Here is a 23099-nt window from a genome sequence, read left to right on the forward strand (position 1 = left end):
CCCCCGCCACGACGGTGTCGGAGCGCCGGTCGCCGCGGTCGTCGAACACGCCGACGATGCGGATGCCGGACTCGGCCTGGGCGTCGAGGGCGCGGATCAGGTCCTCGGCCACGGGCCCGCCGCCCACGATGGCCGTGCGCCGGTCGAACCGGCCACGCCGCATCCGCGTGCGGATGATGCGGGCGACGGCGAAGCGTTCGGCGAGGAGAAGGCCGAGGCCAAGGGCGAAGAGGTTCGCGAGCCAAGCCCGGGTGCATGGATCGTCGGCCTCGGCCAGGACGAGGCCGGTGCCGACGACGAGGACCGTCGCCGTCCAGGCCAGGCCCAGCCGCAGGCCCGTGCGCAGGCTGCGTACGGCGTCGATGCGGTAGGCGCCGGCAGCCTGGAACAGACCGACGGCCAGAACCGCGACACCGAAGGCGGCCGCGAATTGTCGAAACGAGAGTGGGGCGAGGCAGGTGGCGGACAGGTGCCGGACCGCGACGCCGAGGGCGAGGATGAGGAGAAACTCGCCGGCCCGCACGCAATCGACGAGCACCACCGGGGACAGCGGCTCCCCCCTCCCCGCATTCCCCCGTCCCTGCGCCTCGGTTGTCCCGATGGGCTGGGTCGTGGGAGCGGCGGCCTGCCGGTCCGTCTGACCCGCCGCCTCCAACAAATCGCGGACGTCGAAGGCAGGCATCGAAGCCTCCAGATCTCAGGGCATGCGGCGTGCCCCGCGCCACGCCCGGTTCTGAAACCGGACAACAGGGCGCAGGGGGCGTTTCACGAGGGGAAACGCGACCCACAACCCCTGGCATGACCGCCTCACGGAACGTTTAACGCGATCCGCCGGATCGGCGCTCATCGCGTCGGATCTGGGGATACGCCCTCAGAAGTAGCTGACCCAGGGCGCGGTGCTGCGGCGCTTGAACCGGACCGCCCAGCGGCAGGCGGGGTAGAGCGCGAGGCTCAGGGCGGCGGCGATGAGCCAGAGATAGCCCGGACCCGGCGCCTCGATCCGTCCGGCGGAGCCGGCAAGGCCCGCCCAGAGGAGTCCGTCGTGGAGCAGGCGCAGGGCGTAGAGGTGCGTGACGTAGAAGAACAGCGGCACGCCGCCGAAGGTACAGAGCCAGGCGAGCCGACGCGGCGGAACCGCCTCCAGGCATGCCAGCAGAATCAGGCCAGGGCCGAGGGTCGCCAGGAGAAAATCGGCCGAGGGCGGGTACTTCGTCAGGTTCAGGAACGCCCTGAGCGTCGCGTCCCAGGAGGCGCCGGCTTGCCACGGCACCGGTTCGCCGTAGCCGTTGAGGCCGCGCAGGATCGCGAAGCCCGCGAGCGCCGCCGCCCCGAGGCCGAGGAGCCGGCGCGTCGGCCCCGGCATCGTTCCGACGAACCACGGCCCGAGAGCGTAGCCGGCCGCGATGACGCCGATCCAGGGCAGGACGGGGTAGGAGGTGCGCGCGACACCCCACGGCAGGTCGATGAAGCCGCGCTGGTGCAGGATCGTCCACAGGATGTAGCCGGTCTCACCCGGCACGAGGGCGAAGGACGTCAGCAGGTTGTGCCCGAGCATGATCGCCAGGGCGACGCCGATGAGTGCCGCGCGGGGTAGCCACAGCAGTCCGGCCAGGGCGATCATGCTGATGCCGATGGCCCAGATCACCTGGAGGTAGAGGATCGGCGGCAGGAGGCTGCGCGTCCAGGCGACGTTCACCAGGGTGACTTCGAGGAGCACCAGGATCAGGCCCCGCTTCAGCATGAAGGCCGAGGCTTTCGCACGATCCCCGTGCTTGCCGGTGTTTTGTTTGGCCGCGTAGAGGCTGGCGGACAGGCCGGTGAGCAGGACGAAGACCGGCGCGCAGATGTGCGAGGCCGCCCGGGTCCAGAACAAGCCGGGCTCCGTCGCCGCGAGATCCATGGGGTCGCGGACCTGGGCGTGCAGGAAGAAGAACTCCCGCACGTGATCGACGAGCATGAGCAGCATCACGAGCCCGCGCAGGGCGTCGATGGCGGCGATGCGCCCTGTCGGCCGCGCCGGACCGGAGATCGTCATCGTTCCGCTCCCTCCCCAAGTGTGCGCAGCAGCTTCTGCACGCAACTCGCCGCCCAGACGGTGCTGCCGCGCGGTTTGCGGACCCCGCGCCGGGTCATGGCCCGGGCGATGCCGCTCGGCGTCGTGAATCCCTCTGCCCGGATCTCCAGCAGGACCGGCGCGAGGCCGCGCGCGAATCCCCGTGCCCGGGCGATGGCGGCGCGCCGCCCGGCATCGCCGCAACGGCGTGGTCGCGGGCCGGCACCGGAGGTCTCGGGCATGGGGTCCATGGGGTGTGCGGGCAGGGAACGCCGGGCAGTCCGCTTCACGCCGGCCAGGCTTTCAGCCGGGCCCGGGCGGACAGCGCGAGACCGCCCGCGAGGACGATGAGCCAGGCCAGGGCCATGAGGGCGCCCCGGCGCCCGGCTGTCAGATCGATGCTGGGCTGGAAGCGGGGCACGTCGTCGTAGGCGTCGAAATCGAGGCGGGCCTGGCAGCCGGCGCAGACCGGCACCGGGTTCAGGGCCTGCGCGACGATGCGCGGCTCGAAGAAAGCCCGCAGGGTCCGCCGGTAGGCAGCGGCCGAGGCGAGGAAGGCGGCGTGCCGCCCGGCATCGGTGCCGGCGGCCCGCTGGAGGGCGAAGTCGAAGGTGGTGACGGGCGAGGCCAGGGCGAGCCACCGGCTCAGCGCGGCGCTCTCCCGGTCGTGCGCGCGAAAACTCTCGCGACGCGCATCGAGTTGTACGTCGTAATGGGCGTCGCGGGCGAGACGCTTGATCTCGGGCGCCTCGACGAGGTCGGCGCGCCCCGCCGCACCGGGAATCCGGGCCAACCACTGGGCCGTGAGCCGTGGTCCCGCGCCGCCGTTGGCGAAGGCGTCCTGCACCTGCCGGCTCGCATCGATGGCGGCGATGCGCGAGGGCTTGTCCGTGAGACAATCGACCGCGATGGAGGCCGCTGCCGGGACCGCCACCGTGAACAGGGTCCAGGCGAGGACGAGGATCGACAGGGCGGCCACGGCGCCCCGCCACAGGGTCGCCACGAGGGCGCAGGCCGCGACCCACACGAGGATGTAGGCGGCGAGCGCGCCCGCCAGCAGCCCCAGTGTGACGCCCGAGCCGGCGAGGGACCGGATCGCGCCGGTCAGCCATAGGGCGAGACCGGTTTGCCCGAGCACCGCCACCACGAGGATCCCGGCCACGGCCCCGAACTTCGCCCCCGCCACGGCACGCGGCCCGATGGGCTGGGCCGCGATGAGCCGAAGCGTGCCGGAATCCCGTTCCACCGAGAGGCGGGTGCCGGCGAGCGCGATGATGGCGAGCGGCACGAGCACGGCGAGTACGAAGGCGAGATCGAAGGCTCCGAGCTTCAGCCGCGCCGCCGACCCGAGTTCGTACGCGACATCGTCGAAGACGGTGCTCGACCCGAAACTCACGCGCATGAACGAGGGCTGCACGTCGGACTGCCCGGTGGCCAGGGCAGCGAGCGGGGTCGGCGGCTTCACGGCGTGGACGGTGAGGAACTGCGTCATGTAGCCGAAGGCGTTGGTCGGATCCTGCCAGTAGTTGATCTTCACCGGCGTCGCCCGTGCGTAGCGGGCGTAGGCCTCGCGGGCGGCGACGACGGCCCGCCCCTCTTCCGCGGCCAGCGTCGCGAGGGCGGCGCGCTCGGCCTCCACCCGTACGGCCCCCGTATGGGCGCCGAGCAGCAGGGCGGCGAACAGGGCCGCCAGTACCGCCCAGGTCAGCCGCTCGCGCAGAACCATGCCGGTCTCGGCGGCGAGGAGGCGAAGGGCGCGCCTCACGGCGTGATCCGTTCTCCATGGCGTCAGCTTCATGGCGTCAGCCGCCGGACCGCCAGGACGGCGGCTCCGCCCAGGACGGCGAGCCACGTCGCCAGGATGGCGAGGGGCACGGCCCAGGCCGCGTCTGCCAGGGGCATCGGGCCATGATCGAAGGGCGGCACCGTCTCCCAGAGGTCGTGGTCGGCGGTGTAGCGGCGCTCTCCGCCCTGCGGATTGTCGATGATCGCCTGGTTCATCCGCCGCGAGATGCCCCGGCGGTAATGCTCGGCGGCCCAGACGAAGCGGACATGCTGGGGAAAGTCCGTTCCCGCGAGGGCGGCGGAGAGCGCCTGGAGGGCGATGCGCGGGGACAGGAGCCCGGCCCAGGCATAGGCCCGCTCCTGGCGCAGCAGGCTGTCGAAGAAGGCGCCGAACGCGGCATCGAACACCGCGAAATTGTGCTGCTCGTTCTCGCTCATCATCAGGCCGCGCAGGTCGACGGGCAGGGCGTCCGGGTCGGTGACGCCGTAGCGGGCGAGGACGGCCTTGGCCCGGTCGTCGTTCGCTTCCGCGGTGCGGTGCCCCCGGAAGGTCTCCTCGATCCGGGCGCGGGTCTCGCCGTAGGAGAGCGCCGGTGTGGTGGCGTCCACCGCGACGGTGGCGAGGCGGGGAGCGGCCACGCAGACGAGCACCCAGGCCAGCAGCGATGCCGCCAGCGCCGAGCGGGCCGTGCGGGCCGTCAGCGACAGGGTCATGGCCAGAACGAGGAACAGGGCCGCATAGGTGAGCTGTGCGGCCACCCACGGGACGAGGCGCGGCCACACCTCCCAGCCGGGCGCGTCGAGGCTCACCGCAGCGAGGCCGCCGAGGACGAGCAACGGCAGGCCTACGAGGAGGGCCAGGGCGGCGAGGAGCGCGCCGAAGCGGGCCATGAACAGCCGGCCTGGCGCAGCGCCGTTGCCGAGTGCCAGCCGCAGGGTACCGCGCTCGCGGTCGGCGGCGAAGGCGGAGAAGCCGAGGAGGATCGCGGCCAGGGGCACGATGAGCTGGACGATGTCGGCGACGCTGCCGAGGCCGGCGCGCGCGAGCGGGTTGGCGTCCTGGACCGCCCGGAAGACCGCATCGTTGAACAGGTGGGCCTCGATGCGGACCATGCGGCCGGTATAGGGCTCGATGCCGGGATCCAGGATCGCGAGCGGCGCGGACGGCTTGAACACCCACAGCCCGTAATGATCGGCCGAATGCGGGTTCTTGGCGTCCTGGCCGAGCCAGCGTCCGCGCTCGGCCTGCGCGATCGCTCTCACATCGCCGGCATCGCGCACGGCCTGTCGCCAGGCTCCGGCGAGGGCCACGCCGAGGAGCACCACCAGGACGGCGCCGATCCAGCGCAGGCGGGCGTCGCGCAGGAGCTGGCCGAGTTCGGCCCGGACCCGCCTCACGACGCGAGCCGCTCGATGTAGAGGCGCTCCAACGCCGCATGGTCGAGGTGTGCCGGGCTGATCTCCTCGACGATGCGTCCGGTCTGGAGCACGCCGACCCGGTCGGCGACCTCCTTGACCCGGTAGAGGTCGTGGGTCGCCATCAGCACGGTTGTGCCGCGGGCGGCGGCCGCCCGGACCACGGCCGAGAAATCCGCCGACGCGCTCGGATCGAGGCCCGAGGTCGGCTCGTCGAGGAGCAGCAGCCGGGCGCGGCGCGCCAGGGCGATGGCGATGCCGACCTTCTGGCGCATGCCCTTCGAATAGGTCGCAGCCTTGCGCGCGTGCGCCTCGGTCGCGAGACCGGCTTGCGCCAGCAGGCGGTCGGCCGCATCGCGAGACAGGGCGAGGCCCGCCAGCGTCGTGAAGTAGCGCAGGTTCTCCCGGCCCGAGAGCGTGGGATAGAGCGCCACCTGCTCGGGGATGTAGGCGATGGCCGCCCGCGCCGCGATGGGGGCGGCGCCCGCATCGATTCCACAGACCCGGACCGTCCCGCTCTCCGCTTTCAGGAAACCCAGGATGAGGTTGATGGTCGTGGTCTTGCCGGCCCCGTTGGGGCCGAGCAGGGCGAAGACTTCGCCCGCATGTAACGTCAGGGTCAGGCCGTCGAGGGCCCTGCGACGGCCGAAGGTCATGACGACGTCGCCGATCGCCAGGACCGGTTCGTGCGACTCCAGCATCAGAACCGCACCGAGACGGTGCCGGTGAAGCGTCGCGGTGCGCCGGGATAGACCCGGAACACGTTGAGCGAGCTCTCGTAGATCTCACTGTCGAAGATATTCTCGACGTTGAAGCCGAAGCGGATGTTCTCGTAGCGGTAATACGCCAGCGCGTCGGCGACCACGTAGGCCGGCAGGACGAAACCGGTGCCGCCCGCATCGCCGGCGCGTTCGCCGACCCCACGCACGCCGCCCCCGATCCCGAGGCCCGCGTAGGGGCCGGACTGGACTTCGTAGACGGCGAGCAGGCTGCCGCTGTGCTTGGGGATGTTGATGAGGGGGGCACCCACGGGCAGGACGTTGTCCTTCGTCACTACGGCGTCGGCGTAGACGTAGCCGCCGATGAGACGCAGCTCCGGCGAGATCTGGCCCGTGGCCGTGAGTTCGAAGCCCTGGCTGCGCACCCCGCCCGCCGCGAGGGAGAAGCCGCTGTTGTTGGGGTCGGGCGTCAGTACGTTCTCACGCTCGATATGGAACGCCGCACCGGTGAGGCCGAGCGCCCCGCCATAGAGGTCGAGCTTGGCGCCGACTTCGTAGCCGATGCCCGTCTCGGGGGCGAACGGCACCCCGCGCGAGGCCGCCGCCGCATCTGGGCCGATGTTCGGCCGGAAGCTCGTGCCGACATTGGTGTAGAGGGCGAGTTCGGGGAGCGGCTGATAGACGAGTCCGGCGCGGGGCGTCGCGGCGGCGCGCGACTGCTCGACGTCGCTGCGCGGAATGCGCTCGCGGAACGACTGCTCGAAGAAATCGAACCGGACGCCGAGCAGCGCCTTCCATTCGGGGCTGAGCGCGATCTGGTCCTGGGCGTAGAGGGCCGTATTGGTCACCCGCTCGAGGTTGTTGCGCGGGATGGTGAGCGGCGGCAGGGGCTGGCCGTAGCGCGGGTTGTAGATGTCGATGGAAAACGGGTTCTGGCGAATATTCGAGCGCAGATAGACCGTGCGGCTGTCGGTGCTCTCGCGCTCGAAGCCGAGGAGCAGGGTGTGCGCCAGGGGCCCGGTGGCGAAGCGGCCCACCACCTCGGCCTGGCCGATGGCGGTGTCCCAGCGGTAGTCCCGGAAGTTGCGGTCGCGGGCAACGGTGCGATTGTCGGCCGCGATGCTCCGGACCTCGGCGGATTCGCCCTCCAGGGTGCCGGTGTTGAAATGTGCGCCGAGCCGCATCTGCCAATCGGCGTCGAAGCGGTGCTCCAGGCGCACCTGCATCGTGTTCGAGGTCTGCTCGGTGCTCTGGCCCGGCTCGCCGAGGAAGCGCGAGATCGGCAGGAAGCCGAGCTGCCGGTTGATGGCGATCACGCCCCGGTCGAACACGATGCGGTTGCGCACGAATTCGGTCTCGACGGTGACCTTGGTGTCAGGCGTGATCTGCCAGCTGAGGGACGGCGCCACGAACAGCCGGTCGCCGTCGACGAAATCGCGAAAGCTGTTCTGGCGCCCGCCCGCGAAGTTGAAGCGGTACTGGACCGTCTTGTCCTCGTTGAGGGCGCCGCCGGCATCCACGGTGCCGCGGAACTGCTCGAAGCTGCCCCACAGGCCGCCCATCTCGACGAAGCGCTCGGCCGTCGGCTGCTTGGTGATGATGTTGACCACGCCGCCGGGATCGCTGCGCCCGAACAGGGCGCCGCCCGCGCCCTTCAGCACCTCGATACGCTCGACGTTCTGGGTGTCGGGCGGCGGCGGGAACCCTCGGTTGATGGCAAAGCCGTTCTTGAAGATCTCGGACGTGGTCACGCCGCGCACGGCGTAGCTGAACACGGTGAGGCCGCCGAAGTTGTTCTGCTGGGCGACGCCGGGGGTGTAGTTGAACACCCGGTCGACTCGCGTCGCGGCCAGATCGGTGATGACCTCGCGCGAGGCAACCGTGACGACCTGGGGCACGTCGCGCTGGGGCGTGTCGGTCTTGGTGCTGCTCACGGCGCGCGCCGCGCTGAAACCCGGGGTCGGGCCGATGAGTCCGATGGCGCCTTCCGGCACGTTGAGGCCGATGCCGGTGCCCTCCACCGTGAGGGTGTCCAGGGTGACCGCCGTCTCCTCGGCACGGACCGACGGCGTCAGGGACAGGGCCGCGAGGGCGACGCCGAGGCGCAGGCCGTTTTTCAGGAGCATCGTATCGGGTCTCGAACGGGATGAGCGCCGCTCCAGCCCGTCGCCCGATGACGGGACGCCCCCCGGCACCGGCTCAGGAGCCTGAATGGCGTTTGAAACATTATTACGTTGCGAAGCTTGACCATGCAAGCTGAAACCTTGCACGCCGAAACCAAGCAAGCCGAGTTCGGGCACGGGCTCCGTGTCGCCGGGCCGGTTCTGAGCGGGAACGCTTTCGGGAAAGGGGTGATCGATCGCGGCCATCAACACCATCCAAATGGTTCTGGACGTGTCAGGCCGAGCAGCACGGGCGCGCGCCGACCATGACGGGCCGACGTCGATCATGCGACCCACCGGAGCACCCCGCCCGAGAGACGTTCGTCGCCAAGGCAGGTCTCCTGGCTCACGGATCGACGCCTCTGCCTGGCCTTCCCGGTGCATGGCACCAGTGACCGTTCTCGGCAGCGGCTCACCGCTCACAGTTGCGGGGGCAGCTTCGGCATCGCCCCGATGGGCTCGACCGAATTCCCTCTTAGCTCGCGATCCGAGGACCGCGAGAACCTTGACGGCTGTACGGTTCCATCCGGGTCCGGAGAAGTCAAGGCCGAGCGCCCTCGGCCGCCGATCGGAACGTCACGGCGCGAGACCTGCCGGGCCGAGACACGCAGGATCGTGGCGAGCCCCGGCGCCGCGCACACCGAGGACGAAGGCGGCGAGGTCCAGGACGCCAGCCGGCTGTCTTCCTCGAAACCCGCGGATCCGGGGCGGACGATCGATTCAGCTGCCGGAGGAGCCGCCCGAGACCAGGCGCAGACCGGGCGCGGGTCGATTCACGATGGCCTCCCCGACCTTGCGTTCCAACTCGCCGTCCCGGAACGGTTTCTGAACGATACTGTCGGCGCCGACCGCGCCGACCTGCATCAGGGCCGTGGTGTCCGCATAGCCGGTGACGAACAGAATCGGCAGGCTGGGCCAGCGTTTGCGGATCTCGGTGGCGACCTCGGCCCCATTCATGCCCGGCATCGCGAAGTCCAGCACCACGAGATCGACGCAAGGGTCCGCCTCGAGGGACGCCAGTCCCGCGAGGCCCGAGCCCGCCTCGCGCACCGCGTGACCGGCCTCCGCGAGGCGGGTGGTGGTGACCTCGCGCACAGCCGTGTCGTCATCGACGACGAGCAGGACCGATTGTCCGCCCGGCAAGCGGCCAAGCCCGCATGCGGTCATGTGGGGGGCCTCGTGGACGGCGCTCGTTCCGTCCTCGACGCGGGGCAGGTAGACTCGGATCGAGGTCCCCTCCCCGACGATCGTGTCGATGCGGATGCCGCCGCCGGACTGCTTCACGAAGCCGTAGGCCTGGGCGAGCCCGAGCCCCGAACCCTTGCCGACCTCCTTGGTGGTGAAGAACGGCTCGAAGGCGCGCGCCACCACCTCCGGCGGCATGCCCGTGCCCGTGTCGCTGACGGCCACCATCACGTACTCGCCCGGCATCGGCTGCTCGGGGCGCGTCTGGGGGCCGGTGACCGTGACGTTGGCCGTCTCGATGGTCAGACATCCCCCGACCACCATGGCGTCGCGCGCGTTGATGGCGAGGTTGAGGATGACGAGTTCGATCTGAGTCGCATCCACCAAGGCCGGCCACAGGTCGGGCTGCAGGGTCGTCTCGATGCGCACCGCGCCGCCGATGGAGCTCTGGAGCAGGTCGCGCATGGAGGCGACGGTCTGGTTCAGACTGACCGGGGTGGGCTCCAGCCTCTGGCGGCGGGAGAAGGCGAGGAGCTGCGCCGTGAGATTCGCGCCCCGATCCGCCGCTCCCTTCATCATCGCGAGCCGACGCTTCGAGCGCTCGGTCGAGACTTCGCGCCCGAGGAACTCGATGTTGCCCGAGATGACGGTGAGCAGGTTGTTGAAGTCGTGCGCGACACCGCTCGTGAGCTGCCCGACGGCCTCCAGGCGCTGGGCGAGGCGCAGGGCCTCTTCCACCCGCTCGCGCTCGACGATCTGCATCTGCAATTCGGCGTTCGAGGTGGCGAGTTCCCGCGTCCGCTCGGCGATGCGGAGTTCCAGCGTATCGTTGAGCGCCTGAAGCGCGGCCTCCGCCCGACGCTTGTCGGCCTTCGCCTGGGCCTCCGCCAACGCCCGCAGGACGGTGCGTGGAAGACGCTCGAGGCGCTGCTTCGTGATGTAGTCGACGGCGCCGTTCTTCAACGCCTCGACGGCGGTCTCCTCGCCGAGGGTGCCGGACACGAAGACGAACGGCGTGTCCGGGCACTGCTCCCGTGCAACGGCGAGGGCGCTGATGCCGTCGAAGGTCGGCAGGACGAAATCCGCGAGGATCAAGTCATGACGGCCCGGTAGGGCGGCGGCGGCGAAATCGGGGCGGTCCATCACCCGATCGATCACGTAGGGGCGCCCCATGCCGTCGAGGGCGGCCTCCACCAGTTCGGCGTCGAGATCGCTGTCCTCCAGGTGGAGGATGCGGATCGCGTCGTCGGCGTCCATCAGGTGTTCGATGGCCAGCCTCCCTTGTGCGGCGGCGGCTCGTTCAGGACGGCCCAGAACACGCCGAGTTCCTGGATGGCCGAGAAGAATTCGTTGAACCCAACGGGCTTCACCACGAATGCGTTCACCCCGAGGTCGTAGGAGCGCACCACGTCGGTCTCTTCGCGCGAGGAGGTGAGCATCACCACCGGGATGGACCGGGTCTGCGGATCGCCCTTCACCTTGGCCAGGACCTCCAAGCCATCGACCTTGGGCAGCTTCAGGTCGAGCAGGATCACGGCCGGGTCCTGCAACGCTCGGTTCACGTGTGCGCCTCGCCTGTAGACGAAATCGAGGGCCTCCGCCCCGTCCCGGCAAATGACGATTTCGTTGGCGAGCTGACCCGCTTCCAGTGCCGCGAGCGTGAGCTCGATGTCGTTGGGATTGTCTTCGACGAGAAGGATCGGTTTCAGGTTGGCCATCTCTCAGGGTGCCTCGCCCCGCAAGGGCAGCGTGAAGTGGAAGGTCGCGCCCTCGCCGAGCCGGCCCTCGGCCCAGGTCCGGCCGCCATGGCGCTCGACGATGCGGCGCACGTTGGCGAGCCCGATGCCGGTGCCCTCGAACTCCTCGACTCGGTGCAGGCGCTGGAACACGCCGAAGAGCTTGTCGACATAGGTCATGTCGAAGCCGACCCCGTTGTCGCGGACGAAGAAGACAGCCTCGCCGTCTTTTGGGGGAAGCCGTCCGATCTCGATGACCGCCTCGGGTCGGTTCCGGCTGTACTTCAGCGCGTTCGAAAGCAGGTTCTCGATGACGAGGCGCAGCATGAACGGGTCGGCGTAGGCACGGCCCAGGGGCCCGATCTCCCAGCGCACGACGTGTGCGGGCGCCGCATCGCGCAGAACCTTGCGCCGGACCTCCTCAACCAGGGCGTTCATGTCGCCCGATACCCGGTTCAGGGCGTTGCGGCCCATCTGCGAGAAGGCCAACAGGTTGTCCACGAGGGTTCCGGCCGAGAACGCCGCCTCGATGATGGTGTCGACGTAGTGCCGGCCCTTGTCCGACAGGTTGGCGCCCTCGCGGGTCTTCAGGAGGTTCGAGTAGCCGACGATGTGGCGGAACGGGGCCCGCAGGTCGTGGCTGACCGAGTAGGAGAATGCCTCCAGCTCTTTGTTGGAGCGCTGAAGCTCCTCGCTCAGCGCGGCCAGTTCCTCCGCCCGGCGCAGCACGATCCCGAGGACCGAGGCGCGCAGATCCTTGGCCGCCTCGATCTCCGGGACGCTCCAGGGGAGCGCGCGCCCCTTCAGCGTTTCCTTCCAGATCTCGAACGACTTTCGCGGATGCAGGCGGTCGGGGCCGCCCTCCGGATCGGGCGTCGCCGGCTTGACCGGATTGCCGCCCCACTTCACCGTCCGCACCACCTCCGGCCGGAACCAGAGGATGTAGCTCGCGTACTTCTTGGAAACCGAGATCGCGAGCAGGCCGCTGGCCTCGGTGGCGAAAGCCGCGGCCGCCGGCAGAAGCTCCGACAGCGACTCCGTGGCGAAGACCTCCGCCGCATCGCCCTCGACCGAGAGCCAGTCGTACAGGGTCCGGACCTCGGCCTCGGAAGGCGTCGTGCCGATGACGCGGCAATGGTCGCCCGTGACGATGGCGGCTCCCGCCGCGTTCACCAGCGCCAGGACGTCGTCGGGATGCTTCAACAAACCGTCGACGAAGCTGTCCTCCTCGGCCATGAACCCGAGAAGCCGCGCCTGGACCGCCCCGAGTGCCAAGCGCTGCTCGGCCTGGGCGCCCCGCTCGCGGGCGGAGAGTTGCAGGGCGAAGATCTGGGTGAGGACGTCGCAGGCGTTGCGCGCCTGCAGGGGCACCCGGTGCGGAGTGCGGTTGTGGCAGGAGATCAGGCCCCAGAGCGTGTCGTCGACGAGGATCGACACCGACATGGACGCCATCGTGCCCATGTTGCGCATGTACTCGACGTGCACGGGCGAGACGCTGCGCAGGACGGATTGACTGAGATCGAGGGGCGTACCCGCCGGCGTCAGGGGCGGCATGATCGGGACCGCCGCGTATCCGGCATCCGGGATGATGCGCAGGCGGTTGCGGCGGTAGAGTTCACGCGCCTGGGCCGGGATGTCGGAGGCGGGAAAGCGCAGATCGAGGTAGGACGGCAGGACCCCGTTTCCGTTCTCGGCCAGCACGGTGCCGTGCCAGTCCCGGTCGAAACGGTAGACCAGCGCCCGATCGAAGCCGGTGATGTGCCGGATATCCTCGGCGACGATGTCGCAAAGCTCCTCGATGGAGCGGGCCACCCGCAGACGCTGTACGAAGGCACGCAGCCGTGGCGTCAGGGCATCGAGCCCTTCCTCGACGGAAGCATCCGCCTCTTCGAGTTCGAGCACGACGAGGTCGTCGACCCGGTGTGCCGCGACCTCGTAGGTCTGCCGCGCACCCGCCGGGCCGAGCGTCACCGTGCGCAGGTAGTGGGCCCCGTCCTCGGCCGGCGCAGCGTCGAGGTAACGGCGCACCACCGCGACCAACTCGGGCAGGACAGCATCGAGGCTCGCGCCGGCGACGACCCGAGCCGGCGCGTTCGCACTGGCCTGCGCCACGACGAGGCTCGCTGCGTCCAGGGTCAGCAGGAAGCCGTGGGGCTGCACGCTGCCGACGATGTGGATGGGCTCGCGGTCGCAGGCCGTGAGGTCGATCCTCGGCATCGTGTCCATCCGTGGCTTCAACCGGAACAGTCTCCCGCGATGGCGGCTCGTCGGAGCCGGAGGTTTAGGATCATGTAACACTGCGTAACTTCCCCGCCTACGCGCCAACGCCACGGATCGGTCCGTTTGTGAGGGCTCAAAAGTCACATCCGTGCGATGGGCCCGAGCGAGCTCGACCGGGACCGCCATCCGGTCGCTGCGATCGAAGGTTCCGGCTTTCGTGGGAGCACGCGCCGCTCCGCCGCTCCGTCGCAGTCCCGGAAGCGCCCGCAGCGACCATTGACGGCTGCTCCGCGCCATAATAAATGTCGAACATAATTTAAAACGCGCCGGTTCGGTGCGAGGAGGCGGGCATGGATGCGAGATGGGTGTTTGGGCTGAGCGCATTGGCGCTCGCGGCCTGCTCGCCGGCCGAGACCGCCGTGTCTCCGGAGCCACCGCTGGTGCAGACCGTCGCGGTCGTGCCCGGGGTGGGGGGCGTCGCCCGCTACACCGGGGTGATCCGAGCCCGCACCGAGAGCAACCTCGGCTTCCGGGTCGGCGGCAAGATCTTCGAGCGCCTCGTCGATCCGGGCGACCGGGTGACGCGTGGCCAGCCGCTGATGCGCCTCGATCGGACCGACTTCACCCTCGCGCTCAATGCCGCGCGCGCCTCCGTCGAAGCGGCGCGTGCGCAGATGATCAAGGCCCGGGCCGACGAGGAGCGCAGCCGCAAGCTCGTATCGGACGGCTGGACCTCGAAGCAGACCTACGATCAGAACAAGGGTGCCGCCGATTCCGCCATCGCCCAGTTCGCCAATGCGCAGGCCCAGGCCGGCCAGATCGAGAACCAGGCCGGTTATTCCGAGCTCAAGGCCGATGCGGACGGCGTGGTGATGGAGGTACCCTCCGAGCCCGGCCAGGTGGTTGCGGCCGGTCAGACGGTGGTGAGGCTCGCCCGCGACGGATCCCGTGAGGCCGAGGTGTTCCTGCCCGAGGGCAGCCGGCGCCTGGCGCAGGGCGAGGCTTCCGCGACGCTCTATGCGGAGGGTGAGGCGACCTACCCGGCGCGACTGCGCGAGCTGTCGGCCACTGCCGATCCCGCCACACGCACCTACCGGGCGCGGTACATCCTGTCCGGCGGCGGCGAGGACGCGCCGCTCGGTGCCACCGTCACCCTGCAGCTCAAAGCCCTCGATGCGGTTCGTTCCGAGCGGGTGGAAGTTCCCTTGGGCGCGCTGTTCGACCAGGGGCACGGCACGGCGGTCTGGCGCTACGACGCCGCCACCGAGACGGTGCGCCCGCAGGCCGTCAAGGTCGCCCGCATGGGCGAGGAACGCGCGGAGATCGTCACGGGTCTGAGCGCCGGCGACCGGATCGTGGCGCTCGGCGCCCATCTCCTCAAAGCCGACCAGAAGGTGCGCCAAGCGCCCCCGAGCCTGACCGGAGCCGTGCGATGAACGGCCTCAACCTCTCCGCCCTGGCGGTCCGCGAGCGGGCGGTCACCCTGTTCCTGATCATCGCACTCACGGGGGCCGGCTTCTTCGCCTTCGGCAAGCTCGGGCGGGCGGAGGACCCGGCCTTCACCGTCAAGGTCATGACGGTCTCGGCCGCCTGGCCCGGCGCCACGGCGGAAGAGATGCAGCGTCAGGTCGCCGACCCCCTGGAGAAGCGCCTGCAGGAGCTCGTCTACTACGACCGGGCCGAGACCACGGTACGCCCCGGCCTGATGGTGACCAAGGTCATCTTCAAGGACAACATGCCCCCGGCCAAGCTCCAATCGGAGTTCTACCAGACCCGCAAGAAGCTTTCCGACCAAGCTTTGAGCCTGCCGCGCGGGGTGCTCGGGCCTCTGTTCAACGACGAGTTCTCGGACATCTACTTCGCTCTCTACGCCGTGCAGGCCCAGGGCCTGCCCCACCGCCAGCTGGTGCTGCGCGCCGAGGACCTGCGCCAGCGTCTGCTGCGCGTGAACGGCGTCGAAAAGATCAACATCCTGGGCGAGCAGGCGCAGAAGATCTTCGTCGAGATCTCCTACCAACGCCTCGCCACCCTCGGCATCACCGGCCAGCAACTCCTGGCGGCGCTCTCCAACCAGAACGACGTGACCCCGGCCGGCTTCGTCGAGGCGGCGGGTCCGCGCGTCTACCTGCGCCTCGACGGGGCCATCGACGGGCTCGACGCGATCCGCGACCTGCCGGTCGCGGCCGGCGACCGCAGCCTCAAGCTCGGCGACATCGCCGAGGTCAAGCGCGGCTACGAGGACCCGAAGAGCTTCGAGATCCGCAACGACGGCGAGCCCGCCCTGATGCTTGGACTCGTGATGAAGCCCGGCTTCAACGGCCTCAAGCTCGGCGCAGCCCTCAACGCCGAGGAGGTGGCGATCCATCACGAGATGCCTCTCGGCATCGGCTTCACCAAGATCACCGATCAGGCCAAGGTCATCGACGACGCGATCCACGAGTTCATGGTCAAGTTCTTCACGGCACTCGGCGTGGTGATCTTCGTATCCCTGGTGGCGCTCGGCTTCCGGGTCGGCATCGTGGTGGCGCTGGCCGTGCCGCTCACCCTCTCGGCCGTGTTCGTGGTCATGATGGTCACGGGCCGCGACTTCGACCGCATCACCCTCGGTGCGCTCATCATCTCGCTCGGCCTCCTCGTCGACGACGCCATCATCGCCATCGAGATGATGGTGGTGCGCATGGAGGAAGGCGCCGACCGCATCGAGGCGGCGACCCATGCCTGGAGCGCCACGGCCGCGCCGATGCTGACCGGCACCCTGGTCACCATCGCGGGCTTCCTGCCAGTCGGCTTCGCCGCTTCCACGGCGGGCGAGTACGCAGGCAACATCTTCTGGGTGGTGGCCTTCTCGCTGATCATCTCGTGGATCGTGGCCGTGACCTTCACGCCGTATCTCGGCGTCAAGCTGCTCCCGAATATCGAGAAGGTCGAAGGCGGCCACGACGCGATCTACGCCACGAAGAACTACGAGCGCCTGCGCCGCCTCGTGCGCCTGTCCGTCGATCACAAGTGGATCGCCGCCGGCATCACGGTCGGGCTCTTCGCCCTGGCCGTGGTGGCCATGGGCCGTGTCGAGCAGCAGTTCTTCCCGAATTCCGAACGGCCCGAACTCATCGTCGAGGTGTCCCTGCCGGCCGGTTCGGCCTTCGCCACGACGGAAGCCAGCGTCAAGCGGATCGAGACGGCCGTGCGCGACCTGCCCGAGGCGGGTGAGATCACGAGCTACATCGGCCAGGGCATGCCGCGCTTCGTGCTCTCGTTCGATCCCGAGTTGCCGGACCCCGCCTACGCGCAGATCGTGGTGCAGACCGCCGACGCCGCCGCTCGCGATGCCCTGCGGGGCAAGGTGCGAAAGCTCGTCGACGAGGGCCGCTTCCCCGAAGCCCGCGTGCGGGTGCAGCAGATCGTGTTCGGGCCGCCCATCCGCTTCCCCGTCGCCTTCCGGGTGGTCGGGCCCGACCTCGACGTCATCCGCGGCATCGCCGCCGAGGTGCGGGAGGTCATGGCGGCGAACGCCAACATGCGCCTCGTCCACCTCGACTGGGGCGACAGGACCCCGAGCCTGCACCTCGCCCTCGACCAGGAGCGCCTGCGCCTGATCGGTCTGACTCCGAAGGAGGCCGGTCAGCAATTGCAGAGCTACCTCAACGGTACGCCCGCCACCCAGGTGCGTGAGAACCTGCGCTCCGTCGATGTCCTGCTGCGCAGCCCCGGCCCCGAGCGGCGCTCCCTCGGCGAGATCGGCGACCTGACCCTGGCGACGAAGGACGGGCGCCAGGTGCCGGTCTCTCAGGTGGCGCGGCTGGAGACCCGCACCGAGAACGCTGTGCTGAAGCGCTACAACCGCGAGACCTACATCCGGGTCCAGGGCGACGTGCTCGACGGCCGTCAGCCCCCGGACATCCACGCCCAGGTCTTCCCCCTGTTGGCACCGATCAAGGCGAAGCTGCCGCCGGGCTACCGCATCGACACGGCGGGTGCGGTGGAGGAGAGCGAAAAGGCGATGCTGTCGCTGGTGGCGGTGTTCCCGATCATGCTGATCGTGACGCTCACCGTGATCATGATCCAGGTGCGCTCGTTCGCCACGATGTTCATGGTGTTCGCCACCGCGCCGCTCGGCCTCGTGGGAGCGGCGCCGACCCTGCTGCTCTTCCACCAGCCCTTCGGCTTCAACGCGATCCTCGGGCTGATCGCGCTGTCGGGCATCCTGATGCGCAACACCCTGATCCTGGTGGACCAGATCCACCACGACCGGGCGGCGGGCCTGTCGAACTACGACGCCATCGTGGAATCCACCGTGCGCCGGGCGCGGCCCGTGATCCTGACGGCGGCGGCGGCCATGCTCGCCTTCATCCCGCTCACCCATTCGGTGTTCTGGGGGGCGCTCGCCTACGTGCTCATCGGCGGGGTCGGCGTCGGCACCCTGCTGACCCTGCTGTTCCTGCCCGCCCTGTACGCCCTGTGGTTCCGGGTCGCGCGGGAGCCGCGCCGCACCGTCGCATCGGGAGGCGTACGAGGCACGATTCAGGCCGAGGCCGCGGGCCCGGCCGGATGAGAACGTGCCCCGATCGGGGGCATACACGGATCGTACGCCGTCGACGGGGCGTGCGGTACGACGACCGGCCTGCAACTCCTGCCCCCTCGTGCAGGCCGGTCGAATGTCGTTCCTCGTCGGCTTCGTGGGGTCGGCCGGGGCAGCCACCGCTTCGTTAGATGACAGAACGCATTTATATGTCGGGTCGGGTCGTCGAAGGATGAGTGAATGCCGAGAGTTTCGCAGGAGCAGGCCAAGCTGAACCGCCAGCGCGTGGTCGAGGTCGCGGCGGCCCTGTTCCGTGAGCGGGGCCTGCACGGGGTCGGCGTCGCCGACATCATGGCCTCCGCCGGCCTCACCCATGGCGGGTTCTACGGCCAGTTCGCGAACAAGGATGCCCTGGCGGCCGAAGCGTTCGATTCCGCCCTCGCCGAGGATCGGCGCGGGGAGGTGGACGCGATCGTGGCGACTTATCTTTCCCTGGCGCACGTCCGCTCCCCTGGAAAGGGCTGCCCCCTCGCGGCCTTGGCGAACGACGTCTCCCGGGAGGCACCGGGCAGCCCCATCCGGGCGCGGTTCACGCAAGGGGTCGAGCGTCTCGCCTCCATCCTGGCGGACCTGACGCCGAAGGCGTCCCGGGAGCGCCGACGGCAACGTGCCTTGGCGACGCTGGCGACGCTCGTCGGGGCCGTCGTCCTCGCCCGCGCCATCGACGACGAGACCCTGGCGAACGACCTGATCCAGGCGGCACAAGCCGCCGCCACGGCCTGAGACGCATCGGCACACGCCCCCGAACTTTCACGAACGTGATCCGGTCCGGGATCTGCCGCACGGGATCGTCCCGCTCGCAGGATTTTCGCGTGCCCTACGGTGCGACGCGGTGCTGAGGCGCGTCCGATCATCGTTCGAGGTCCGAAGCCGGCCGCGTCGACGCCGACCCGCCTCTCTAAAAAACCCCCGTCCCCTGCGTAGCCGTGGCGATGGCCGAACGGTCGGGGGCGGCTCTCGATACGATCGGGAACGGACCTCGGTTCGCCTTCACGACGGACATGTACAGAAGAGGGCCGGGAAACGAAGAAGCCCCGGACCATCGGTCCAGGGCTTCTCAGCTAAGTCGTTCGCACGACTAAGAAACTTGGTAGCGAGGGAGAGATTTGAACTCCCGACACAAGGATTATGATTCCTCTGCTCTAACCAACTGAGCTACCCCGCCAAGTCACCGCCACTGCGGGAATTCCGCTGCGGCGGCGAGATCGGCGGAATAGGAAATCCGCCTTGCGGTGTCAACGGGGTTTCGACGGGCAAACCGCCGGAACCCGGTGGTCAGAGCTGGGTGCCGAGGATTTCGGCGACCTGCGGAATGTCCTTGTCGCCGCGGCCCGAGAGATTGAGGACCATGAGGTGGTCGGCCGGCTTCGTCGGCGCGATCTCGAACACCTTGGAGAGGGCGTGGGCCGGCTCCAGGGCCGGAATGATACCTTCCAGCAGCGAGCACAGCTTGAACGCCTCCAGGGTCTCCGCGTCCGTGGCCGAGAGATAGGTGACGCGCTTGGCCTCGTGCAGCCAAGCGTGCTCGGGGCCGATGCCCGGGTAATCGAGACCGGCCGAGATCGAGTGCGCGTCGGCGATCTGACCGTCCCCGTCCTGGAGCAGATAGGTCCGGTTGCCGTGCAGCACGCCGGGCTTGCCGCCCGACAGAGAGGCCGCATGGAGGCCCGAGGCGATGCCATGGCCGGCGGCTTCGACGCCGTAGATCTCGACGCTCGAATCGTCGAGGAACGGGTGGAACAGGCCCATGGCGTTGGAGCCGCCACCGATGCAGGCGATGAGCGAATCGGGCAGGCGCCCTTCCATCTCCAGCATCTGCTCTTTCGTCTCGCGGCCGATGATCGACTGGAAGTCGCGCACCATGGCGGGATACGGATGCGGGCCGGCGACGGTGCCGATGCAATAGAACGTATCGGCGACGTTGGTGACCCAGTCGCGCAGGGCCTCGTTCATGGCGTCCTTGAGGGTCCTGGTGCCGGACTGGACCGGGATCACCTCGGCGCCGAGCATCTTCATGCGGAAGACGTTGGGGGCCTGACGCGCCACATCGACGGCACCCATGTAGACCACGCACTTGAGGCCGAAGCGGGCGCAGAGCGTCGCGGTCGCGACGCCGTGCTGGCCCGCCCCCGTCTCGGCGATGATGCGTGGCTTGCCCATGCGGCGCGCCAGCATGATCTGGCCGAGCACGTTGTTCACCTTGTGCGAGCCGGTGTGGTTCAGTTCCTCGCGCTTGAAGAACACCCGGGCGCCATGGCCGGAGGGCGCTTTCGCGCGCAGGTGTTCGGTCAGGCGCTCGGCCTCGTAGAGGGGGCTCGGGCGGCCGACGTAATGGGTCAGATGGCTGTCCATCTCGGCCTGGAACGCCGGATCGGCCTTGGCCGCTTCGTAGGCCGCCTCCAGATCGAGGATCAGTGGCATCAGCGTCTCGGCCACGAAGCGTCCGCCGAAGATGCCGAAGCGGCCACGCTCGTCCGGGCCGTTGCGGAACGAGTTCGGAGGGGGAGCGAGGGTCACGGGCGGCGTCCTTGGATGACTTTGCGTGCGGCCTGGGGTTGGGCGGCCAGGGCAGATGCGACGACGGAACGGATGGTCCACTCCATGGAGCGGTCTCGGCCATGCCGTTCGCCTGCGGCGAGCCAAGCGCATGATCTAGACCCGCATAGGGGGGGCGACAATGCGGCCAACCCGCCGTTTCCCGAATTCGGACGCTGGATGTCAGGCCGCCGCCACCGTGCAGCGAGCGCGCGCAGCGGCGATGAAGGCGGCGATTCGACCCGGATCCTTCTCTCCGGGGCGGTTCTCGACACCGGACGAGACGTCGACGGCGCGAAGACCCGTGCGGGCGAGGGCAGCGCCGACGGTCTCGGGGGTGAGGCCGCCCGACAGCATGGTGCCTTCCGGCAGGAGAGCGCCGGAAAGGAGGTCCCAATCGAAGGCGTGGCCGTTGCCGCCCGGCAGGGCCGCGCCGAGGGGCGCCTTGGCGTCGAGGAGGAGGCGGTCGGCCACGTCCGCGTAAGTCTGGACTGCCGAGAGGTCGGCCCGCGTCGCGATGCCGAGCGCCTTCATCACCGGGCGTCCGGATAGGTGGCGGATGGCGGCGACGCGCTCCGGCGTCTCGCGCCCGTGGAGCTGAACCCAGTCGGGATCGGTGGCGGCGACCGCGGCGGCGAGGAGCGCATCGTCGGGATCGACGAGGAGGACCACGCGCTGCGCCCGGCCCCGGGCCCGCTCCGACAGGTCACTGGCCACAGCGAGGTCGACGTGGCGCGGGCTCCTCCGGAAGTGGACGAAGCCGACGAGGTCGGCGCCGGCGTCGAGGGCTGCCCCGAGGGTCGGCCCGGTGCTCAGTCCGCAGATCTTGATGGCGATAGCGGACATCGGGTTCTCAGCGCGGGGCCGGCAGGGCGACGCGGTCGGAGGGGCCGCGCGACAGGCCGTGGAGCCCCTCCCCGACCGGATTCGGCGCGGTGGTGCGCAGGCGTGCCGTCTCGCCTTCGAGGCGGCGGATCTCGCGGCGGCGCTCGGCGCTGGTGCGCCGGGTGCCCGACTGGCCGAGCCAGGCGCCGCAGCCGCCGAGGAGCACGCCGAGCCCGACGGCGATGAACAGGATCACGTATAGCGGCAGGGTCACGCTGAAGACCGGCATGTCCGGCGAGAACGGATCGAACGACAGGCGCACGGCGTCCCTGTTCGCCACCGCCAGGGCGACGACGACGACCGCCACCGGGAGCAGGACCAAACCCTTGAAGAAGCGGATCATCGAAGCACTCCGATCGAATCTGTAGTCCGGCGGTTCACGAGGCGGCGGCGGTGGCCGCCTCCTCGCCGATGCCGGCCTCGTTGAGGCGCAGGCGCATCTCCTTGCCGGTCTTGAACACCGGGATGGCCTTCTCGGAGACGGCAACGGCCGCACCCGTGCGCGGGTTGCGCCCGCGCCGTGCATCCCGTCGCTTCACCGAGAACGCCCCGAAGCCGCGCAACTCGACCCGGTCGCCCCGGGCGAGGGCATCCGCGATGGTGTCGAGGATCGCGTTGACCAGGGTCTCGACGTCGCGCTGGTAGAGGTGGGGGTTCTGCTCGGCGATCCTGAGCACGAGCTCCGATTTGATCATGCTGCGGCCTTCACGACGTCATGAACGGTTTCAGCGGGCGGCTTCGGCGGGGCTGGGCCGCCAAACGGCCAGGAGCCCGCCCTGCGCCGCGCCCGCCGTCTCGTCACCGATCAGGCGGAGATGTGCGGCGAGCCCGTCTAGGCCCACGAGATCGGCGCCGAGGCCGAGCGCCGACCAAATCTGGAAGTCGCTCTTGGCCTTCGGCTTCCAATCCAGCACTGGCAGGTTCTTGGCGACGCCCCGCTCGGATTCGAGCCAGGCGATGGCCTGGCGCTCGCCGCCGATCCCATCGACGAGCTTCAGGGGGACGCTCTGGCGCCCGCTGAACACCCGCCCGTCGGAGACGGTGGCGAGTTCGCGGTCGTTCATCTTGCGGCGCTCGGACACGAGTCCCTTGAACCAGGCGTAGGTGTCGCCGACCACGGCAGCGAGGGCCGCGCGCGCCTCCGGCGAAGTCGGAGTGAAGCCCGACGGCTCGGCCTTGAGGGGCGAGGATTTCACCGATTCGACCTTCACCCCGACCTTGTCGAGGAGGCCGGACAGGTCCGGATACTGGAACAGGACGCCGATGGAGCCGACGAGCGCCGTCTCCCGCGCGACGATGTGGTCGGCCGCGATGGCGGCGATGTAGGCGCCGGATGCGGCAGTGCCGTCGACGAAGGCCACCATGGGCTTCTTCTCGGCGAGCGCGCGCAGGTTGCGGTAGAGTTCCTCCGAGCCGGTGGTGGTGCCGCCGGGCGAGGAGATCGAAACCACCACGCCCTGGACCGCACCAGCGTCGCGCACGCGCTCGATGAGCTTGGTGGTGGCCTCGGCGCCGGCGATGAAGCCGCCGATGGAGATGCGCGCGATCTGGGGTTTGACCGCTCCGAAGCCGAGGGGTTCGGTGCCGCTGCGGATGCGCAGACCCACCGCGCCGACGGCGAGAACGAGACCGCCGATCCCCACCACCCGCCATAGGGAAAGCTTACGGCGCAGGCGCCTGCGATCGATCAGGAGTTCGGCGTCAGCGGCCATGCGATGGTTCGCTCCCTCGCGCACCGACCGTTCCCGGCCGTGATGGGTTGTCCGAGCTTCGCGCCGCCCGGCTTCGCCGCGGTTCGCGGCAGTGCCCAGGACCCTGTGCCAT

At 69.6% G+C, this 23099-nt stretch carries 17 protein-coding genes, 1 tRNA gene, 1 pseudogene and 1 riboswitch; of the genes and pseudogenes, 3 read left to right on the forward strand and 16 right to left on the reverse strand.

Features of this window, described 5'->3' with window-relative positions; translation table 11 throughout:
- The 10 genes and pseudogenes from ASF52_RS05720 to ASF52_RS05765 all read right to left on the reverse strand — a co-directional run.
- Positions 1–682, reverse strand: a pseudogene (locus ASF52_RS05720) (undecaprenyl-phosphate glucose phosphotransferase); the annotation flags it as partial.
- Between the two features lie 189 nt (positions 683–871).
- Complete coding sequence (locus ASF52_RS05725) at positions 872–2035, reverse strand: DUF1624 domain-containing protein (protein ID WP_056169072.1); 1164 nt, start codon at positions 2033–2035, stop codon at positions 872–874.
- Positions 2032–2295: a hypothetical protein gene (locus ASF52_RS05730; RefSeq protein ID WP_244473711.1), complete on the reverse strand. Its 264-nt coding sequence runs from the start codon at positions 2293–2295 to the stop codon at positions 2032–2034. Before ASF52_RS05730 ends, ASF52_RS05725 begins: the two co-directional genes overlap by 4 nt.
- 44 nt (positions 2296–2339) lie before the next feature.
- The gene (locus tag ASF52_RS05735) at positions 2340–3818 is read right to left on the reverse strand and encodes a DUF3526 domain-containing protein (RefSeq protein WP_056169077.1); all 1479 of its coding nucleotides are present in this window, start codon (positions 3816–3818) and stop codon (positions 2340–2342) included.
- 29 nt (positions 3819–3847) lie between these two features.
- Positions 3848–5236: a DUF3526 domain-containing protein gene (locus tag ASF52_RS05740; RefSeq protein WP_056169080.1), complete on the reverse strand. Its 1389-nt coding sequence runs from the start codon at positions 5234–5236 to the stop codon at positions 3848–3850.
- The gene (locus ASF52_RS05745; protein ID WP_056169083.1) at positions 5233–5955 is read right to left on the reverse strand and encodes an ABC transporter ATP-binding protein; all 723 of its coding nucleotides are present in this window, start codon (positions 5953–5955) and stop codon (positions 5233–5235) included. The genes ASF52_RS05740 and ASF52_RS05745 overlap by 4 nt, the downstream gene beginning before the upstream one ends.
- Positions 5955–8099 carry a TonB-dependent siderophore receptor gene (locus ASF52_RS05750; RefSeq protein ID WP_082515209.1) on the reverse strand — a complete coding sequence of 715 codons (2145 nt, stop codon included), beginning with the start codon at positions 8097–8099 and terminating at the stop codon, positions 5955–5957. Before ASF52_RS05750 ends, ASF52_RS05745 begins: the two co-directional genes overlap by 1 nt.
- A gap of 350 nt (positions 8100–8449) precedes the next feature.
- A riboswitch (cobalamin riboswitch) is annotated at positions 8450–8658 on the reverse strand.
- Positions 8659–8855: 197 nt separating this feature from the next.
- A complete protein-coding gene (locus ASF52_RS05755) occupies positions 8856–10577 on the reverse strand; it encodes a response regulator (protein WP_056169085.1) in 1722 nt (573 codons plus the stop codon).
- Positions 10577–11038 carry a response regulator gene (locus ASF52_RS05760; RefSeq protein WP_056169090.1) on the reverse strand — a complete coding sequence of 154 codons (462 nt, stop codon included), beginning with the start codon at positions 11036–11038 and terminating at the stop codon, positions 10577–10579. The genes ASF52_RS05755 and ASF52_RS05760 overlap by 1 nt, the downstream gene beginning before the upstream one ends.
- Before the next feature lie 3 nt (positions 11039–11041).
- Positions 11042–13273, reverse strand: coding sequence for an ATP-binding protein (locus ASF52_RS05765; RefSeq protein ID WP_244473712.1), 2232 nt, complete (start codon positions 13271–13273; stop codon positions 11042–11044).
- 353 nt (positions 13274–13626) lie between these two features.
- Here ASF52_RS05765 and ASF52_RS05770 point away from each other — a divergent pair, with 353 nt between their 5' ends.
- The 3 genes from ASF52_RS05770 to ASF52_RS05780 all read left to right on the forward strand — a co-directional run bounded on the left by ASF52_RS05770 (position 13627) and on the right by ASF52_RS05780 (position 18578).
- The gene (locus tag ASF52_RS05770) at positions 13627–14712 is read left to right on the forward strand and encodes an efflux RND transporter periplasmic adaptor subunit (protein ID WP_056169094.1); all 1086 of its coding nucleotides are present in this window, start codon (positions 13627–13629) and stop codon (positions 14710–14712) included.
- Positions 14709–17828 (forward strand): efflux RND transporter permease subunit, encoded by a 3120-nt coding sequence (locus ASF52_RS05775; RefSeq protein WP_056169097.1) that lies wholly within the window; start codon positions 14709–14711, stop codon positions 17826–17828. Before ASF52_RS05770 ends, ASF52_RS05775 begins: the two co-directional genes overlap by 4 nt.
- Positions 17829–18035: 207 nt before the next feature.
- Positions 18036–18578: a TetR/AcrR family transcriptional regulator gene (locus tag ASF52_RS05780; protein ID WP_056169100.1), complete on the forward strand. Its 543-nt coding sequence runs from the start codon at positions 18036–18038 to the stop codon at positions 18576–18578.
- A 365-nt stretch (positions 18579–18943) separates the two neighbouring features.
- Here the strand turns inward: ASF52_RS05780 and ASF52_RS05785 are convergent.
- From ASF52_RS05785 to sppA, 6 genes are all read right to left on the reverse strand, one after another.
- Positions 18944–19020, reverse strand: a tRNA-Met gene (locus tag ASF52_RS05785).
- Between the two features lie 110 nt (positions 19021–19130).
- Positions 19131–20372, reverse strand: a complete 1242-nt coding sequence (gene trpB, locus ASF52_RS05790) for a tryptophan synthase subunit beta (RefSeq protein ID WP_056169103.1) — start codon at positions 20370–20372, stop codon at positions 19131–19133.
- A 201-nt stretch (positions 20373–20573) separates the two neighbouring features.
- A complete protein-coding gene (locus ASF52_RS05795) occupies positions 20574–21236 on the reverse strand; it encodes a phosphoribosylanthranilate isomerase (RefSeq protein ID WP_056169105.1) in 663 nt (220 codons plus the stop codon).
- Positions 21237–21243: 7 nt separating this feature from the next.
- The gene (locus tag ASF52_RS05800; protein WP_056169107.1) at positions 21244–21618 is read right to left on the reverse strand and encodes a lipopolysaccharide assembly protein LapA domain-containing protein; all 375 of its coding nucleotides are present in this window, start codon (positions 21616–21618) and stop codon (positions 21244–21246) included.
- Between the two features lie 34 nt (positions 21619–21652).
- Positions 21653–21970, reverse strand: coding sequence for an integration host factor subunit beta (gene ihfB / locus ASF52_RS05805; protein ID WP_056169109.1), 318 nt, complete (start codon positions 21968–21970; stop codon positions 21653–21655).
- 30 nt (positions 21971–22000) lie between these two features.
- Positions 22001–22987: a signal peptide peptidase SppA gene (gene sppA, locus ASF52_RS05810; protein WP_056169111.1), complete on the reverse strand. Its 987-nt coding sequence runs from the start codon at positions 22985–22987 to the stop codon at positions 22001–22003.
- Positions 22988–23099: the final 112 nt, after the last annotated feature.

The sequence above is a fragment of the Methylobacterium sp. Leaf112 genome (assembly GCF_001423295.1).
In the GTDB taxonomy this organism is placed as follows: Bacteria; Pseudomonadota; Alphaproteobacteria; order Rhizobiales; family Beijerinckiaceae; genus Methylobacterium.